The organism is Pseudomonas hunanensis (assembly GCF_013393325.1).
Lineage (GTDB): Bacteria > Pseudomonadota > Gammaproteobacteria > Pseudomonadales > Pseudomonadaceae > Aquipseudomonas > Aquipseudomonas putida_P.
The window spans coordinates 446,279-464,371 of record NZ_QJRC01000095.1; the positions used below are offsets into that span (position 1 = coordinate 446,279).

13 protein-coding genes and 2 pseudogenes are annotated in these 18,093 nt (G+C 56.2%); 6 read left to right on the forward strand and 9 right to left on the reverse strand.

Annotated features, from left to right (window positions below; translation table 11 throughout):
• Nucleotides 1-2: 2 nt before the first annotated feature.
• From DM807_RS18820 to DM807_RS18830, 3 genes are all read right to left on the reverse strand, one after another.
• Nucleotides 3-1,355: a GntR family transcriptional regulator gene (locus DM807_RS18820; RefSeq protein ID WP_012272577.1), complete on the reverse strand. Its 1,353-nt coding sequence runs from the start codon at nt 1,353-1,355 to the stop codon at nt 3-5.
• The gene (locus tag DM807_RS18825) at nt 1,355-2,740 is read right to left on the reverse strand and encodes a hypothetical protein (protein WP_179027708.1); all 1,386 of its coding nucleotides are present in this window, start codon (nt 2,738-2,740) and stop codon (nt 1,355-1,357) included. The genes DM807_RS18820 and DM807_RS18825 overlap by 1 nt, the downstream gene beginning before the upstream one ends.
• Before the next feature lie 520 nt (nt 2,741-3,260).
• Nucleotides 3,261-4,283, reverse strand: coding sequence for a zinc-dependent alcohol dehydrogenase family protein (locus DM807_RS18830; RefSeq protein WP_012272579.1), 1,023 nt, complete (start codon nt 4,281-4,283; stop codon nt 3,261-3,263).
• A 206-nt stretch (nt 4,284-4,489) separates the two neighbouring features.
• Between DM807_RS18830 and DM807_RS18835 the strand changes: the two genes are divergently transcribed.
• The 3 genes and pseudogenes from DM807_RS18835 to DM807_RS28155 form a co-directional block, all read left to right on the forward strand.
• Nucleotides 4,490-5,404 (forward strand): LysR family transcriptional regulator, encoded by a 915-nt coding sequence (locus tag DM807_RS18835; protein WP_012272580.1) that lies wholly within the window; start codon nt 4,490-4,492, stop codon nt 5,402-5,404.
• Between the two features lie 151 nt (nt 5,405-5,555).
• On the forward strand, nt 5,556-6,827 hold the full coding sequence (locus DM807_RS18840; protein WP_179027709.1) for a tyrosine-type recombinase/integrase: 1,272 nt from the start codon (nt 5,556-5,558) through the stop codon (nt 6,825-6,827).
• 362 nt (nt 6,828-7,189) lie between these two features.
• Nucleotides 7,190-7,315 (forward strand): annotated as a pseudogene (locus DM807_RS28155) (3-keto-5-aminohexanoate cleavage protein); the annotation flags it as partial.
• 32 nt (nt 7,316-7,347) lie between these two features.
• On the opposite strand, the gene DM807_RS28160 reads toward DM807_RS28155, so the two are convergent.
• The 4 genes and pseudogenes from DM807_RS28160 to DM807_RS18855 all read right to left on the reverse strand — a co-directional run bounded on the left by DM807_RS28160 (nt 7,348) and on the right by DM807_RS18855 (nt 10,811).
• The gene (locus DM807_RS28160) at nt 7,348-8,211 is read right to left on the reverse strand and encodes a methyl-accepting chemotaxis protein (protein WP_425326931.1); all 864 of its coding nucleotides are present in this window, start codon (nt 8,209-8,211) and stop codon (nt 7,348-7,350) included.
• Nucleotides 8,203-8,913 (reverse strand): annotated as a pseudogene (locus tag DM807_RS28165) (HAMP domain-containing protein); the annotation flags it as partial. The gene DM807_RS28160 and the pseudogene DM807_RS28165, both read right to left, overlap by 9 nt.
• A gap of 53 nt (nt 8,914-8,966) precedes the next feature.
• Nucleotides 8,967-9,665, reverse strand: coding sequence for an NAD(P)H-dependent oxidoreductase (locus DM807_RS18850; RefSeq protein WP_179027710.1), 699 nt, complete (start codon nt 9,663-9,665; stop codon nt 8,967-8,969).
• Between the two features lie 99 nt (nt 9,666-9,764).
• Nucleotides 9,765-10,811: a GlxA family transcriptional regulator gene (locus DM807_RS18855; RefSeq protein ID WP_233454277.1), complete on the reverse strand. Its 1,047-nt coding sequence runs from the start codon at nt 10,809-10,811 to the stop codon at nt 9,765-9,767.
• Nucleotides 10,812-10,858: 47 nt separating this feature from the next.
• Here DM807_RS18855 and DM807_RS18860 point away from each other — a divergent pair, with 47 nt between their 5' ends.
• The 3 genes from DM807_RS18860 (at nt 10,859) to DM807_RS18870 (ending at nt 14,160) form a co-directional block, all read left to right on the forward strand.
• Nucleotides 10,859-11,938 carry an SGNH/GDSL hydrolase family protein gene (locus DM807_RS18860; protein ID WP_179027711.1) on the forward strand — a complete coding sequence of 360 codons (1,080 nt, stop codon included), beginning with the start codon at nt 10,859-10,861 and terminating at the stop codon, nt 11,936-11,938.
• Nucleotides 11,939-12,088: 150 nt separating this feature from the next.
• Nucleotides 12,089-13,150 carry an aromatic ring-hydroxylating oxygenase subunit alpha gene (locus DM807_RS18865; protein WP_159266330.1) on the forward strand — a complete coding sequence of 354 codons (1,062 nt, stop codon included), beginning with the start codon at nt 12,089-12,091 and terminating at the stop codon, nt 13,148-13,150.
• 62 nt (nt 13,151-13,212) lie between these two features.
• On the forward strand, nt 13,213-14,160 hold the full coding sequence (locus DM807_RS18870) for a PDR/VanB family oxidoreductase (RefSeq protein WP_179027712.1): 948 nt from the start codon (nt 13,213-13,215) through the stop codon (nt 14,158-14,160).
• On the opposite strand, the gene DM807_RS18875 is transcribed toward DM807_RS18870, so the two are convergent.
• Nucleotides 14,161-16,755 carry a helix-turn-helix transcriptional regulator gene (locus DM807_RS18875; protein WP_179027713.1) on the reverse strand — a complete coding sequence of 865 codons (2,595 nt, stop codon included), beginning with the start codon at nt 16,753-16,755 and terminating at the stop codon, nt 14,161-14,163.
• Between the two features lie 390 nt (nt 16,756-17,145).
• Nucleotides 17,146-18,078 carry a catechol 2,3-dioxygenase gene (locus DM807_RS18880; protein WP_159266333.1) on the reverse strand — a complete coding sequence of 311 codons (933 nt, stop codon included), beginning with the start codon at nt 18,076-18,078 and terminating at the stop codon, nt 17,146-17,148.
• Between the last annotated feature and the right edge of the window lie 15 nt (nt 18,079-18,093).

Below are 18,093 nucleotides of genomic sequence, written 5' to 3' on the forward strand. Positions count from 1 at the left end.
TGCTACAGGTTGCGAGTACGACGCCCGCAACGCGGCTCCAACGCCTGTGCCAAGCGCGTTACCGCCTGTTGCAGATCATCCGGGTGCCCCCCCAACCACATCAATGCCAGGTATTGCGTGTAGCGCCCCTGCAGGCTGAACTGCTCGCCGGACAGCACATGCAACGGTGAGCCTGCCAACGCTGCGTTAATACCCTCCCACACCAGCGGCTGACGGAAGCGCACCCACAGCATCTGCCCGCCTTGCGGCATCTCCAGCACCACCCGCTGGCCGAATTGCAACGCCAGCACACGCGCCAGGCATTGCGTGCGCCTTTGCAGGTCCAGGCGTAACTGTACCCATTGCGTCTCGATTTCCCCCTTGCCCAGCATGTGCGCAAGCGCCTGCAAGCGTAGCGGCGCCAGCCGAAATGCTCGCTCGGCGAACGCCTTGGCCAACTCGGCGTCACGGCTCAGTAAATAGGCATACGGCGCTTCGGGCCCCACCGCAGCCTCGAACGTGCCCATCACCAACAGCCAACGCGGGTCCACCCAGTCGCGCAAGCGTTTGTTCGGTGGCCCGCTGTAACAGAGTTCGCTGTCCAGGTCGTTTTCCAGCAACCACACAGGGTACTGGCCAAGCAATAGACCAAGCTGCTGCTGATAGTACGGTGAAAGCAGCCGCCCTTGTGGCATGCCCAGGCACGATGGCATGACCAGCATGTTTACCGGCTCGCTCCCCAGCAACCTGGCCAAGGCAGGCAGGTCTGGGTTGCCCTGAGCATCCAGTGGCACCTCCAATACGCGCATGCCAGCACGCGCCAAGGCGCGTAAAACCTGCCAGCAACAGGGCGAATGTACCAGCACAGTACCGCCATGCAAGGCCAGCGCCGCGAGCAGTGTCTCGATCAACGCCAGCACATCGGGGGCCAGTTGCACATCATCGGCACGCCAGTACTGGCTGGAGGAGCGGGTATAGCGTTCAGCAATGGCATTGCGCAATCGGGTGCTGCCAAGCGCATCCCAGGGTGCAACGCTGCAGTCACGTTGGCGGGCCAGGCGCCGCTCGTGGCCTAGCAGAATGCGCTCCAACAGCGGCTGCGCCGGCAAGGGAGGCTGCCTGTGCGTAGCCACGGCCTGTTCTTTGCCAGCGTTATCCACGTAATAGCCCGACCTCGGCCGGCAGTGCACGCGGCCCTCTTCTTCCAGCAGGCTATAGGCATTCTGTACCGTGGCCAACGACACCCGCAGCCGCCGGGACAGCGCACGCAATGACGGTAACCGGCATGGGCCATCGCCAGCAGCCTGATCGATCAATGCTTCCAGGTAGCGATACACCTTGCGATACGCGAACTCGCCGGCGGTCGCTCGCCCCATCAAGGCAGCCCCACAAAGCCGCGCCGCCGCCCCGACGCCTGCCGCGGCAACAACCTCAGGTGCACATCGCGGCGGGCCAGATAGTTAAGCAGACGCCAGGCAGTCAGCGGCAACTGCCCGGCATAAATCGCCCGCAATTGGCCCAGCGGCATGCCACTTGTGTTCACCAACCAGGCTTTTACCGCATCGGGGCAGGGTTTACCTTGCAAGGCCCTGTGCAGGTACGGCAACGCTACCAGCATGTCGGCATGCCGACACTGCAAGAACCGCTCGAGGTTTTTCCCCTGCCTGGCAAAGGGGCTGAACAGCAAGCACACCAATTGGGTCTGATTGATGCCGTAGGCTTTGCCGAGTTGCAACTGATGTGCCTCGCGCTGTTTGCTACCGGCCACCTGCCCTGCCAGCCGCAGCGCTGGACGACCAGCCTGTGGCTCCAGACTGCGCGCACGCAGTTGGTGCAACTGTGCCATGGTTAGCGAGTCGACGAATTCCGACAGTGGCAAAGCATCCGGGACGGCCTCGAAACCACACCCCAGCATGGCATCAAGCGGCTGCTCTTCAAGCAAGTGCGGCAGCAAGTCATCAAGGGCTAACAGCCGCACCGTCGCCCCTTCCGGTGCAGCACCCAATGCCGGCTCTGCCAGGCTACCCTGCGCGCCACCGGCAGCGCCATGTAACCGGCCCAAGCCATTCACCAGCGCCGCCAGGCACTGGTGTACCGCATACGGACCGCGCTCCCCGGCAAGGCGCAGGCTACGCCTCGCCCACGCCAGGTATCGACGGCGCTGAAAGGCGGGTATAGCCGTGACCAATGCATCGGCGGGCGCCTCTGCCAGCAGCGCAAAACCAACGGCACCCGCCAGTTCCAGGTGCAAGCGGCTACCCAGCAGGGCTTCGGGCCTGGCATCGATCAGGTGGCCGAACATCAACATGGCGTCCTTTGCCAGTATCCAATGCTCGGGCGTTGCCGAGGGCCGACGGCTGAACGGCACAACCGTGCCCCCCTCGATCATCTGCAATTGCACCCGCGGGTCATCCTGCATGAACAAGGCGCTGAAACTGCGCTCGTGAGCCTCCAGCGTGGCACCATCGACAACCGGCAGGCTGACCACCAGCACCCGCAACTGGAAGGTTTCCGGGGCACGCAGGGCAATACTCAGTTGCGCGGCACGCAGCATGGCAAGCAGCCGGATGCCCTGGGGATCACTGCCTTGCAATACCTGCAAACGGAAGGTACCGATGTATTCGGGCCCGCCGGCAGCAACCAGCAGCCGTTGTATCAGCAACTGCAGGGAAGCACGTTGTGCCTGGGACATGTGGCTCAGCAAGCGTTCGAGCACTTGCTGGTAGATATAATGCATTGCCTGGTCGTGAATAGCAGTCACGAAATCACCTCATCAACTTCATGCAGCCAGCGAATGCCGAGCCAAACACTGGCGCGTCGACATACCCTGAACTTTTCCAGAAGAAATTTCCTACAACAAAATGAAAGTAATGACGTAACCCTTCACTGTCGCCAAGCCATCGAAAAATAACCACCACTGCGACGGCCAGCCGCTGCCACACACCGCCCTACTCCAGGCATAGCCATGCTCATTCCACGCTCCTTGCGCAAACTATCATTGGGCCATTATCGAGAGGAATTCAGAGCGAATTGAAGACACAGTTCACGGTAAAAAAACCATTCAGCAAAAGTGCGACCCCACATTGCACCCCAGAGAAAAAGAGTTCAAGCCTGAATACTTGGCGCAATATTTCCAACACCCCGAAAGTCATCGACCAGAATGTAGTCCGTGTCGTATTTAATTGTAGGAACGCTCCTACTTTTTAAGACTTAAATCATTTTACCCCACGCATAAAAAAACCCGGGACGCTGCCCGGGCTTTCCGATAACACAAAGAACCGTCAGTGTTGTGCCATGTCCAGCACCACACGTCCGCCACACGGGCATTGGTCCATATAGCGATGCGCGTCCACCACCTGCTCGAACGGGTACACCTTGATGATCTGCGGTGTCAGCAACTGGTCGGCAGTGAACTGGTTGATATCGCGCAAGGCACGCTGCAGTGCCACCTGATCCTGGCTGATACCAAGTTCTGGTTTGCCGGTGAAGTTGCCGATGCAGTGGACATAGAACTGAATGTTCTTCTGAAATGCCGCACAGGCCGGGAACGGCGTCTGGTTGCCGCCTTGCAGGCCATACAGCACCAGGCTGCCACGCGGTGCCAGCACATCACCCAGCAGCGACATCTGCGGCCCACCCATGCCATCGAGGACCATGTCCACACCACGGCCATCGGTGTACTTGCCAATCTGCAGCAGCAGGTCCTGCTCTTCGGTAACGATCACTTTGTCGGCACCCAGGCCCAGCAGGTACTCACGCTGCTCCGCTTCCTTGGTGGCGGCGAACACTTTCAGCCCCAGTGCCTTGCCCAGTTGCACGAAAGCAGGGCCGGCGCAATGGCTGGCATCGGTGACCAACGCAGTCTGACCCGCCTTGGCCCGCGCCAGGTCGACGTAGGCGAAATAGGCGATCAGCAGCGGCGTATAGTGCACGCTGGCCTCAATGGGGGTGAGTACATCCGGGTAGCGGGTAATGGCAGTGCGCGGCAGCACGATGACATCACCATACACCGGGTGGTCGTTGGCACTGGTGGCCGGGAAGCTGGCAACCCGATCACCGACGGCAATGTCTTCGACCCCTTCACCGACCGCAGTCACCACCCCAGCCATTTCGTGGCCGATCCCCGCTGGCAGGCGTGCCTGGGATGGTGCCAGGTTCTGGCGCCAAAGCACGTCATACCAGCTGACGCCAATCGCCTCGACGCGGATCTGTACCTCGTCGACAGCGGGTGACGGTTCGGCCTGCTCCTCGCAACGGAGCACATCGGCAGCGCCGAACTTGTGGAAACGGATCATGCGGGACATCGCATACCTCGCCTTTGTGAACCTCTAATTACCACTGACTTTATCCGGGCTTTGCTCGTTAGACCATCAGTGGTCATTAATAGTCGACATGCTTGTCATCGATTGGGCACCTGACTTTCCCTGCGATTGGTCCCCCTAAACCCGTGCAGGGTAACAGCCTTTGGCCTTAAGATTCACCCCTGCCCCACTTTAGGCGAAGCACACCGATGAATCGAAACGACCTGCGTCGCGTAGACCTCAACCTGCTGATCGTGTTCGAAACGCTGATGCACGAGCGCAGCGTGACCCGTGCCGCGGAAAAACTGTTCCTCGGCCAACCGGCCATCAGCGCAGCCTTGTCGCGCTTGCGCAACCTGTTCGACGACCCGCTGTTCGTGCGCACCGGCCGCAGCATGGAGCCATCGGCACGGGCCCACGAGATCTTCGCCCTGCTGTCGCCGGCGCTGGATTCGATTTCCACGGCGGTCAGCCGCGCCGCCGAATTCGACCCAGCCACCAGCAACGCAGTGTTCCGCATCGGCCTCTCGGATGACGCCGAGTTCGCCTTGCTGCCGCAACTGCTCAAGCGTATTCGCGCCGAAGCCCCTGGTATCGTGCTGGTGGTGCGACGGGTCAACTACCTGCTGATGCCCACGCTGCTGGCCTCGGGCGAGATTTCGGTGGGTGTCAGCTACACCAGCGAACTGCCGGCCAATGCAAAGCGCAAGGTGCTGCGCCGCAGCATGCCTAAACTGCTGCGGGCCGACAGCGTACCCGGCAACATCACCCTGGACGACTTCTGCGCACGGCCGCATGCACTGGTGTCGTTTGCCGGGGACCTGTCTGGCTTCATCGATGAAGCCCTGGAAGAACTTGGCCGCAAGCGGCATGTCGTGCTGGCGGTGCCGCAGTTCAACGGGCTGGGGAGCTTGCTGGCGGGCACCGATATCGTCGCCACGGTGCCGGACTACACCGCAGAGGCGTTGACGGCGGCGGGCGGGTTGCGCGCCGAGGACTTGCCCATACCCGTGCGCAGTTTCGAACTGCACATGGCCTGGCGCGGGGCGCAGGACAACGACCCGGCGGAGCGGTGGCTGCGGTCGCGGATACAGATGTTCTTCGGGGATCCCGATAGCTTGTGACTGAATTCCATCAAGATCCAAAAATACCAATAAAATCAGTGTCTTAATCTTATTTTACGTCCAAGGCCGTCCGTCGTATTCCACTCGTTTCCAACGCTCCTGCGGGTATATTTTTGGGTACTTTTCCTGTTTCGAAAAAAAGTACCCGCACATGACGACTTCCCTCCCCACGCCTGCATTGCGGCGTAAACTCAGCGATGCCTTCTTGCGTGCCATTGCTGAACCCGGCAAGTACGCCGACGGCGAGGTACCCGGTCTTTACCTGCATGTTCAGGCCTCGCAGAAGTCGAACAAGCCTGCCGCAAAATACTGGCGGATGAGGTATCGCCTGAACGGCAAGGAAAACGTGTACGCGATCGGCCGTTATCCCGACATTGGCTTGAAAGACGCGCGCGACTTGGCCCGAGCCGCGCGCCAGAACGTAGCTCATCACGTCGCCCCGCTGAAGGCCAAACGCAAGAAAATCGCCGATCAGCTACTTAATGAGGAGCGCACATTCAGTTACGTCGCCGAACAGTGGCTGGCCTTCAAGTCGCACGACCTCGTGAGCAAATCCCTCGCGGGCTTTCGCGGCGCTTTGAACAATCACATCCTGCCCACCATCGGCAACATTCCCGTCAGCGAGATCAAACTGGACCACATCATCGAGATCATCGCTACCCTGCGCCGAGCACGCACACTGGCCATGGCCAAGCGCGTGCGTACCATCATCCGTGCCGTGCTCGGTTTCGCTGAGGGGCGTGGCTGGGTGGAGCGTAACGTGGCCCTGAGCAACACCGAAGAGCTCAAGGTGCGCCATGTGGTGACCAGTAATCCAGCGATCGAACGACCAGCCGATTTGGGTCACCTTCTGCTTCGTCTAGATGAGCTCAGCCCGAGCAGCGTGAGCATTGCGATGCGCTTGCTGGTCATGCTGCCCGTTCGCCCCGGCGAGCTGGTGAAAATGCGTTGGGAAGACATCGATCTGGTCAGCGCCGACTGGCGCTATGTAGTAGGGAAAACACGCCATCTAGATAAGAGCAAACACATCGTGCCACTGCCGGAGCAAGCCCTTGTGCTGTTGCGTGAACTACATGAACGGCGGGTGGTGGATGAAGCGGGCAATGGCTGGGTCTTTGTATCGCCGGTCTACCCAGGCTATCCAGTTGACGCCACATCCCTGGCCAAGGCCTACCAGCGGATCTGGCCGGAATACCGCATCACTGCGCACGGTTTCCGCGCCACCTACCGCACTATCGCTCACGAGCATTTAGGTATCGATCCGATTGTACTGGAGTTGTCGTTATCGCACCGCATGCCAGGCGCACTGGGTGCCGTGTATGCGCGCGCGCAGTTGCTGCCGCAGCGACGAGAAGCGGCGCAGCATTGGGCGGACTACCTCGATCGGCTTCGAAAAAATTCCAAACATACAACAGCAGAATAGTTGTCGGGAAAGTACAGATCCTACTTGCACTTCCTTCCTGCCACGACCGCAACAACTGCCCTACCAGGAAGAGCCAATTCAATTTTGTGAGTATGGCGGAGCACTCGGGATTCGAACTCACGCGTTTTAGCCAGCTCGATAAAAATAAAGTTATAACAATCAACAAGATAGAAAATTGAGTTCGAATGCAGCGTAGTGATTCGAAGTGTGATTCCACCCCCGACCACCGGCATCCAAATCCCGACGCCCGGCCACTCTAGAACGGCATATTTGGGGTAGGACGGACCTTGTGCAGTAACCCTGATGGCCCGCTGCACCCTAAGTGTCCGGACTATTCAGTCAGTCCTTAACAGATCGCCCGCTTGTGCCTGGAGGCGGCTAGGGCCGGTGCAGCCGTGGTTCATATCCATGGCCGCAACCCGGCAGCCGGTGAAGGCGACCGCTCGCCGGCGGTGTTCAAGGAAGTCGTCGAAGGCGTGCGCACCGAAAACGACGAAGTGGGGCTCGATCAAGGTGACAGTCAAAGACGGAAGCGATGGACGGCACCTTTGAGCCCCTCCCCTAGCTTGGCCAGCTCCCGTACAGCGTCCAGGACTCGTGAAGCTTTAGTGCTTGAGCGGTCTGCCATATTCCTAACCTTGGACACATTTCCGCTCACGACATCAGCGACTGCGCTTTGCTCTTCAACAGCAGAGGCGATCTGCTGGTTCATGGCCTGAATGGTAGCAACAGAAACGTTGATCTCATTGAGTGCCGCACGTGCGCTTTCAGCTTGTTGAACCGCGTCCAAGGTTCGCTGATGGCTCCGATTCATGACCCGGGCGGTTCTCTCACCACCTTTTTGAATTGCCAAGACAAGCTCCGCAATCTCGCTGGTCGAATGCTGTGTACGTTGCGCCAAGGCGCGAACCTCATCTGCGACAACTGCGAAGCCTCTACCTTGCTCACCTGCTCGAGCGGCTTCAATCGCAGCATTGAGCGCCAATAGATTAGTCTGATCAGCAACATCCTTGATTACGTTGACGACTTGGCCGATACGCTCGCTACCATCCTGCAGATGTTTCATAGCCTCTCCCAATTCATCCATATCCTGGGAAAGCAGCTCAATTTGATTTAACACAACCCCGACTACCTGATTGCCGTCTCGTGCCTTCTGATCAGCCGCGAACGCAGTCTTTGCTGCTTCCTCGGTGCTTCTTCCGATCTGCTGTACCGTTACCACCAGTTGATTCATGGCAACCGAGACGTGCTCCACTTCTGACGTCTGAGCTTCGAGCTCTGCCCGCCCCTCGGCGCTTTCGTGAGCCAGATGTTGCGAAGCGACAGCGAGCTGTTCTGCTCCCTGGCTAATCTGGGCAACCAACTCTCGAAGGCCGTCGGACATCGCCTGAGTGGCACGTTGAAGCTGACCGATCTCATCTCCTCTTGAATTTAGACGCACCTCGCGCAAGTCTCCTGCTTCGATCTGGCGAGCTTGGGCGAGTAGATGCTTGAGTCCAGACACCAGTTGCTGAGATAGCAACCATACTGCAACAACGCTGACGAGCATCGCTAAACCTGCAGTGGCGGTAAGCAGGACGTATACCAATAAAATCCTGTTCGAGATGCTATCCTGCATCAGTTTTTGAAGCGAGCCCAAGGCCGAGTCTAGACCAGCGAAATTATCTCGATTATTTTGTTCAGATGCCGACTCACCGCTGTTCGGCGATGAAAATAAAGCTTGGAAAGCTGCGTCATGCTTGGCCCAAGCCTGATTAAGTACCGCAACCTGCTGGTCATAATCGGTACTCAGCTTTTCCTGGATGAGGTACAGCTGCGCTTCGGCGGCTGACTCTTTTGTATTTCGATCACCAAGAGAGTTCGCGTCTCTGGCTAATAAATATTGCTGCTCCGCACTGCGGAGCGCTTCAAGCTTGAACTTGAACTCAGATACCAACCCGGCTTGTGTGATCAGACCGGAAAGCGTGTATGCGCCAAAAAAACCAGAAGCCATACAGGTAAGTCCTACGGAAATGACTGAAGCAAATCCAATGGCTAATTTGGTCTTGACACTAAAATGTGAAAAAAAACTGTAGGCAGACTTCATGGGTGGCTCCTATAGTTTTTATGATTTGGATCGACAAACAATGACACGAATAACTACCGGAGGCTGAAATTTTCGTCGTAGTCGCTAAGATTTGGCATCAATAATTGCTTTCGCTCAGACAGGGTTGCCAGAGCTTCACGCCATTTGAGTTGAATCAGCTTTCTTTCATCTGTGCTGAGATAGGGGATATGGAAGCCAACAAAAGGGGCCAGTACATCGAACCCTACATATCCGAGAGAACCTTTCAGTAGGGGCCGCAGCAGGGTCTGAAGGTCTCCATGAATTCCACGCTGCCCGAACATGCCTTCCCTGCCACCAAGCGTTGCGCAAACCAACGCTTTTTTCCCGACCATACCGCCGTCCCCAAAAACTCGCCTTCCTCCATAGAACGTCCCAGAGATGAAAACTCTATCTATCCATCCTTTTAAAATCGCTGGCATGGAAAACCAGTAAATAGGAAACGTAAGGATAAGAAGATCGCAACGAAGGACCTTATCTACTTCATTAGCAATGTCTGAGCTAAACTGCTGGTACTTGGCGGCGTTTCTCTGTTCTAGGGCATAAACCAAATAGTCGGGATTTGTGCGCTGCTTGAAATCATCGCTACTGGCAACAGGGTTGAAATTCATCGCATACAGGTCTGAAGTCTCAACTTTGTGCCCTAATTGCGAGAAGTACTCAACTGCATCCGCATAGAGACTGGAAGTGAATGATTGCGGCTCAGGGTGCGCGTGAACTATCAGTACATTCATCGTCTTTCGCCTATCAGGAAAAGCCTGAGAATACGGCGGCTCACTGGAGACCACCCAGTGGCTAAAATGACGCAATCTATGCAGAAAACGACATCGCGGTTAACTACTCATGGCAAGGCGAAATTTCTTCCGGTATGCGCCAGGGGTGAGCCCCAACCTTTCTCGAAAAAGTCGAACGAACGAGCTGTTGTCTTGATACCCTACCGCTTCAGCAACGCTTTCTATCTGCATTTCTCCCGTCTCGAGCAATGACCTGGCGGCCTCAATTCTGAGGTTCTGGAGGTATGAGACTGGAGATTGCCCTAGCACATTGTTGAACCGTCTGATCAGCGTACGCTCGCTCACTGCAAGGCGGTCGGCAAGGTCAGCCAAGCGGATTCGACCCGCAAAATTCTCCTGCATGAACGCTTGAGCACGCAGTACGACGGTGTCCGTATGCGCCCTGTTTGCAAGCAACGGCAGGTAAGGGGTTTGAAGGGTTTGACTCACATCAATCAGCATGCTTTTGGCACATAGCGACGCCAGTGATGCGCCAGAGTAGCGTTCTATGAGCTTGATTGACTGAAGATGGTACGAAGAAAGCGCGCCGGCGCAAAACAATCCGTCGACTTCAGTCAATATGGATTTCATCTGCAGATCGACATTGGGAAACCATGAGCGGAATTGCTCCTCCAACCACCAAGTGGTAGTCGCGGTACGACCGTCTAGAAGGCCCGTCTTTGCTAGCAAGAATGTGCCGGTGCAGGTAGCCGCTAACTGTGCGCCGTTACTCCATTGCTTCGTTAGCCAATCGTAGGTAGCTCCGAGCGACGCCAGCAGATCGACGAAATGCTTATAGCCACGGTAATGGCTGGCGGGGATGTAGACGAAGTCAAACTGTTCATCAGCGAGAGGCTTTCGGGTAGAGAAGGCAAGGCCATTGCTCGCCGCCACCGCACCTCCATCCATCGAAATGAAATCCCATGAGTACCGCAAGTGAGCAGCAACATTTTGCGCGAGATGTGCGTTGGCCACTTGCAAAATATCCGCCACACCTCCCGCGCTGGAGGCATAGCAACCGTCGTAGAGCAGAATCGCTGCGTTTGGCATATTGTCGTTATTCGCATAGATAGTGGCTTTTTTTACACTACAGGGCTCCTTTGGCAATTCATAGACTCGGGTCTCTCCATCGTTTCTCTGCCAACGAGCCCCCTATGAAAACCATTCCTTTGTCAGCTCTCTCAACGCTCCTGCACGGTCACCTTGGTGTCGTTGATCAGCCCACAGGTGTCCAGCCCGTCCGGTTCGACCCGTCCATGGGCTTCATGCTGGATCCACTCAACAGTCTCACCGCCTCCATGACATCCGGCGTAAGATTGAGGCTGAAGACAAACAGCACGACCCTTAAGCTGGTGACGTCGCAAACTCAGCTTTTCCTCACTGGGCCAGAGCAGTGGGCACGGAATTTCGAGGTGTATGTCGATGGTACAATCGTCCGCCAAGTAGCTGCCCATGGTGGCTCGTTCCTCACCCCAGGAGCAATTCCCGAGGGTGATCCACACGCAATCCTCACTATCGATGGCCTGGGAGACGCGGTAAAGGACGTTGAAATTTGGTTTCCGCAATCCTCGTTGCAGGTCATAAATTCGCTGGAGGTGGATTCAGAGGCGGCTTGGGAACCATGGGCTGACGATCGACGCCATGTACTATTCCATGGCAGTTCGATTACCCATGGGATGGAGGCCAATGGTGGCTCTGGTGCATGGCCCGCAGTGGCTGGGCAGCTGGCGGACATCAGAATCACCAACATGGGGTGGGCTGGGTCCTGCCTCCTCAGTGCATTGGCGGCTCAAATCATTGCCCAGCAGTCCATAGACGCGGTCGTCCTAGAGCTTGGTATCAACATTTGGGATGGTGGTGCCCTCAACCAGCGAACGTTGAATGATTCCGCCCACGGAGTGATCTCCATTCTACGTGACTCCTATCCCTCGCTGCCCATTGTGATCGTCTCGCCTATTTGTTCGCCCGCCCGTGAACAGGTAGGGGAAAACGGCGGGTTATCCCTGGAGCAGATCCGCGAGGGGCTCAAGGCCGCAGTGGACGCTCACATCTCGAAGGGTGACAACAATATCAGTTATCAAGATGGCCTAGCGCTCTTCGGTCCTGCGGATGCTGAGCTGCTGGTTGACGGCCTGCACCCTAGCGCTGAGGGTTATCAACTGATCGGAGAGCGCTTCTACCACCATCACCGTGATTTCCTTTCCGGTGACTCGCAACTGCTCGCCGGAAACTGACCTATTCCTTCTCCGCCCACCCAAAAGGTGGGTGCGCCCCCCCCTGTCGACTGGATAACGTTAAACACACATGTCGCTCAGCGGCATTGCTCCAAGAGTTCGACCAACAAAAATAACAGCTGGAAGACAGCAAACCTGATTGGAGGAAGCATGTTTCTAAAAAATGCTTGGTATTGTGCCGGTTGGGACTATCAAGTCTCGCAAGGTAAAACTGCCCTTATCGCGCGCAAAATCGCTGGTGAACGAGTAGTCCTGTACCGCAAATTGAACGGCGACGTGGTCGCGATGGAAGACCGCTGCCCTCATCGCCAAGCCGCTTTGTCCATGGGTGCCAAAGAAGGGGATGAGCTGCGCTGCATGTATCACGGCCTGAAGTTTGGGGCTGATGGAAAATGCACCGAAATCCCTGGTCAATCCAACATCCCGGAACGAGCCTGTGTGCGTGTATTCCCGGTTGTCGAAAAAGACAACTGGATCTGGGTATGGATGGGAGATCCCCTCAAGGCCGACCCAAGCCTGATCACAGATGCGGTTGGGCCGGGTCACCCTGATTACAACACGCGTCCCTGCTACATCCAGATCGATGCTGACTATCGTCTGGAAAATGCCAACCTGGCAGACCTCTCACACAGCTCCTTCACTCACGATGCAACCATCGCCATGGGGTGGGCGCAGGCCCTGGCCAAACCTCATCACAAAGTCCTGCCTCGCGGCATCAAAACTGACTATTGGGTGCGTAACGTTCCTGTTCCTAAGTTCGTGGAGCACCTTTTCCCGCCTGGGTTCATGTGTGATGCGCACTTCGACATCACCCAAACCGTCCCGTGTAACTGGATTCTGCACTTCCGCGTCTTCATGGCTGGTACTGCCACTGAAGGTGAGTCAGATGGAATGCTGGTTCTCGATTCCTGGAGTTGCCAAGCGATCACGCCGCGGGACGAGAAATCGGTGGACTACTACTACTCCTGGGGTGTGAGTAAGGCGACCGACCGACCTGGACTGAGCGACCTCCTCAAGGAAGGGCTCGACCAAGCTTTCAATGAAGACAAGGCCATGCTCGAGGGTCAACAGAAGCGTATTGAAGAGAAGCCCGACTTCAAGACGTTCGATATCGCTGCAGATGCCGGGCCCGGAAAGATGCTTTGGGTGCTCGATAAATTGATCAAGGAAGAAACCTCTCAATCAGAGTCACTGATAGCGTCAATGGCTTGATGTACGACGTCACGAGCCCGGTCATGGGCTCGTGACTCTTTAAGATTCGAGAGATCGCCGTCATGAATGAGAAACTTACCCTAAAAGTCACCGACATCAGCTGCGAAGCCAAAGATGTCATGGTTCTGGAACTCAAACATCCTGAAGGAAAAGATCTTCCCGCCTTCACCGCCGGCGCGCACATTGAGATCTACCTGCAGGGCAACCTGATCCGTCACTATTCCCTGTGCAACGACCCAGCAGAGCGCGGGCGCTATTGCATTGGCGTTGGTTTGGCCAAGGAAAGCAGGGGTGGATCCAGAAGCATCCACCAAACCGTCCGGGTAGGGATGACGATCCAATGTAGCCCCCCGCGTAACAATTTCCCCATGGCTTCAGATGCTGCGGAGCACGTATTCGTCGCCGGCGGCATCGGTGTCACACCCATAATGGCGATGATCAAGACGTGCATAAGAGAGGGGAAAAAGTGGCGGTTATTTTATTGTGCACGCAACCGGCAACGTACCGCCTTTTATGAAGAACTCAAGGCGCTCGCACCGAATAATTGCACCTTCCATTTCGACGATGAAGAGCCCGGTTTCTTCCAGCCGACGCAGGCGCTGATCGATATCGATCCTCAAGCGCACATCTACTGCTGTGGTCCGCAGCCCCTCATGAAGGCTGTAGAGGCGGCCGAGTGTAGGCGAGCCCCTTCCCACGTTCACTTTGAGTGGTTCACTGCGACTGCAGTGGATACGACCAAGGATAAGCCATTCAAAGTCATCATGCTCTCGGGCGCAGAGTTCGAGGTCCCACCCGGAAAAAGCATTCTGGATGTCTTGGAGGAACGGGATGAGGGGGTGCCTTACTCATGCCGTGAGGGCCTATGTGCAACCTGCAGAACGGGCGTGATCAAGGGGGTTCCAGATCATCGAGACAGCGTATTATCCAAAGCCGAACGTGAGTCGAATTCGTGCATGATGATCTGCGTATCGCGAGCATTGTCGGACACGCTTGAGCTGGAGTTGTGACTACACCAGCAGCCCACGTTCTTTCGCTGCTCGGACGGCAAGCTTGCGACGACGAACGCCCAGCTTTTCGAAAATTCGCTGCCAGTACCATTTGACGGTGCTTTCCGTTAGCCCAAGAGCGTGAGCTACCTCTTGGGCTGCCAGGTTGCGTGCAGTCAGTCTGATTATTTCCATTTCGCGGTCAGACAGGCTTTCCAAGCGAACGCCAGTGACAGCTGCGGGAAGTACCCGTGGGAGGTCAACATCCGAACCAAATTCCTGCAGCAGATAATTGAGCCAACCTCGCCAAGGGGCTTCCAATTCGGGATTGGACTGCGCAAGATCTTGCAATATCGAACAAACCTCTTGGCCCTCGTCGAGGAAGACTCGAGAGAAATTGCCCCGGGCGTTCATCAAGGCGTCTATCATCGTTCGTCTAGCAGCGAGAACGTCACCCGAGCGCCAGAGGAGTCTCGCGAGAAGGAGTGCGATCTGAACGAATGACAGAACACATTGGCGCTCCAATATCCAAGTGCCCCACCGACGAAGCAACTTTATCGCATCCGGATAGTGACCAGATTCGAGCGCAACTCTTGAGTAAGCCAGCGTGATCAGCAGCTTACTCATGGTCACACACCCATCGGGAGCTAGCGTCCTGTGCTCACGAAATTCTTCGTGCGCTTCGACCAATCGTTGTGCGTAATGGATGTGCCCTTGCTCGATGTGAAGCTGAACACGAAGAGACAAGACATTTGTATGCAATCTGGGCAGGTCGAAGCGATTAGCCAACTCATCTGCAACGTCCAATGCATCATGCGCATCGGCGAAATTGCGATTCATTCTGGCCAGCCTGGCCAGTGTCAGTTGGCGAGCAATGATGGAGTCAAGCAGGCCGAACTCAAGTGGTTGGCCAACGAGCCCTACCAAGATCGTTGACGCCTCATCTACATCGTTGTTCCAGTACCGCTTCATTGCCAGCTGCGCGCTTGCCATTGCTGCTAGAGAAGACGCTTCGCCTTGAATCCGAATCGCCGTATCCAGCGCAGATTTGAAGAACATTTCGGCCGACTCGACCTGGCCACGCTCGTGAAAGACTCCGCCCGCCACCGTGTCCAGAAATACGGTACCGAACTTTGCACCAGCATCATTGAAGAGTTGACGCAACTCCTCAGCCTCAGCCGCCGAGGCATCACAGACGAACCGCTGCCTATCACACATCCATAGTGCCGTCCTGCAAGAGGCTTCCATGTAGGGGTCGTGATGCGCATATGTAGCCAGCCATTCTGAGGATGAGTGGGCAGCATTTAAAAGTCGGTCGGTGAACGCCTGAAGCATGCCTTCGCGGTGCAAGGACTTCATTTGAAGCTGCTGCATGTCGAAGCTCTCAGCCGGATTGAGCGCTGAAGGGTTTTGAGGGCTTGTCAGGCGTTTCTGGGCTTTGTTGAGCAGCTCACGTGCATGCTTGAAGCGCCAGCGGATTACGCTATCCCATACCAATTCCAACTGAAGTCCGGGTAGCTTCTGGAGTTCGCGCTCGTCTAACTGATCCGCCAAATGCTGCAGCATCGCTGTCTGGCCGCTTGCAAACAACTCAGCGCACGTGGACTCAAGTAGTCCCCCCGCCCAAGCCTGGTCTCTAACTGCAAAGGCCTGCTCGATCGCCTCGACTGTTCGACCATGTCCTGCTAACCATTCTCCAGCCCTCCTGCGGTAACCCTCTACAGATTCCGGGAAGCGCTCCGTCAAGACACGACGGAGTAACTCCCCAAACAGGTGGTGGTAACGATACCAGGAGCGCTCCCTATCAAGCCTGAGCAAAAATAAATTCCTGGTCTCGGCCTCTTCTATCAACGCAGATGCATCGGTTCCCAAAAGAGTGGCGTTAACCAGATCTGCGTTCAGTGATCTCAGCACCGACGTTCCGAGAAGGAAACGTTGCATCGGTTGAGGTTGCTTAGCGAGAACCTCCTCGACAAGGAAATCGGCAATGTCCTTGTCCGCTCCTGACAGCCTGGAGATGAATTCGTGAGCATCAGGCGCAGACTTCATCGCAATCGACACCATCTGCAAGCTCGCCGGCCACCCCTCGGTTTTCTCGAGTAGCATTTCGATTTGGTGCTCAGGGAGCTCTGGACCGAAAGACTGCTTCAGAAAGGTCCTGACTTCGGCGGCGGAGAAAGCGACCGCGCTTGCCTCCAGTTCGTGAAGTTGACCCCGCGCGCGCAGGCGTGCGAGTGGTAATGACGGAACCTCTCGCGATGCGATCACGAATCTGAGGTTGGGGTGCTCACTCGAAATAATAACGCCAAGCAGGCTGAGTGCCGGCCCGTCTTCAAGCAGGTGCAAGTCGTCGAGAAATAGGTGAACAACGGTGCGTAAGGACGAGAGATGCTCTAGCAGTTCTTCCGCGAGAAATTGCACGTCTGCCCCTATCGCCATCCCCTGGTATTCACCGAGATGAGATACAACATCGCGCTCTGCATCTGTGATTTGGGAGTGGTTGATTGCGGCGGTGAGGTGTCTGGCAAAACGGATGATGTCGTTGTCGTAGGCATCAAGACTCAGCCAGCAGGCGTTCTTGCCATCACTGATCAGCTGATGGTAAGCCGAAGTCATCAAGCTGCTTTTTCCGTACCCAGCAGGGGCTGAGATGAGGGTGACCAGAGTGTCACTCTGATCCATAAGCCTGCGCTGCAAATCTTCACGCGTGATCAAACCCGACCGCTGAGACGGAGGGGCGATTTTGTTACGAACCAGGCGACCTGTCGCGAGAGGGCTACTCATATATGAGGCCTAGAGCAGCACTTGAGCTATGAGCCTGCTAGGGATGTCTGGTTTGAGTTCAGCAGGAAGCACGGCAGCCATCAATGTATACGCCTTTATCTGTTTTATAGTCGGCTTGAGGAATACAACCAGTCTACACAGGGTAGTCTGTGGTAACCACCCGGTGCACACCTCTCCGGCACCCTAATCAGGCGCATAGCACGAGATAAACCCCATCCCCTATCAAGTTAGCACGGTCAGGAAGCTCTCACGTGGCGTATTGTCCTGAGCGAACGTCGCTTGGCCTATATCTGAGGTATCCCATACCAGAGTCGGTACATCTGGGTAGTAGACGTAACCTCCTGTGAACACTTCGTTGCGGTTCCCCGAAGGGTCGAAGAAATACACCGTAGCGCCTCGAGTCACGCCATGGCGTGTTGGGCCTACGTCGATTGGGATTCGGTTTCTTCCCATCCAGTCCGCAGCGTGGTAGACGTCCGTCACCGATTCAAGCAAGAAGGACACGTGATGGAGCATGTTTGGCTCGGGCTGGAGAACGAAAGCAATATCGTGCGGCTTGGTGGAGCCGGAGAAAAACACCGCCATTACCGCATTGGTTTCATGATGAATAAGCTTTTCGCTGATACCCAACTCGAACACGTTGTGGAAAAGCTCGATGTTCTTTTCAATGTTCACGCCGCCTAGGAGGCAGTGATCCAGCCGGACTGGACGCATTCCTCGAATCACTCCCTCATCAGGAATCACGCCTGGATTGTGATAGCCAAGAGAATTGCCCAACTGCTCTTTTTCGGCATAGAGCTGCATGGTGTGACCGCTTGGCAGTTGGAACTGAATGCGGCGACCGCTCTTCGGGTAAATACCGGCCTCGATGCGCTCGACTTGCAAACCGAATGCCTGCACTTTTTGTTCAAGATCGATCAACGCAGCCTCATCTGAGACCTTGAAGGCGAAGTAGTCGATGCCTGGGGAATCCGCTTGGCGCAAAACCAAGCTGTGATGATCATGTTCATCCCAGGTTTTGTAATAGAACTGCCCACGATCATCTTCCATGACCTCCAGCAGCCCGATGCAGCGCCCATAGTGGTCACGAGCCGCCTGCATGTCCATGACACGCAAGGCGACCTCGCCAACCCGTAGTAAACCCTTCATGGCCATTGCAACCTTCCTCTC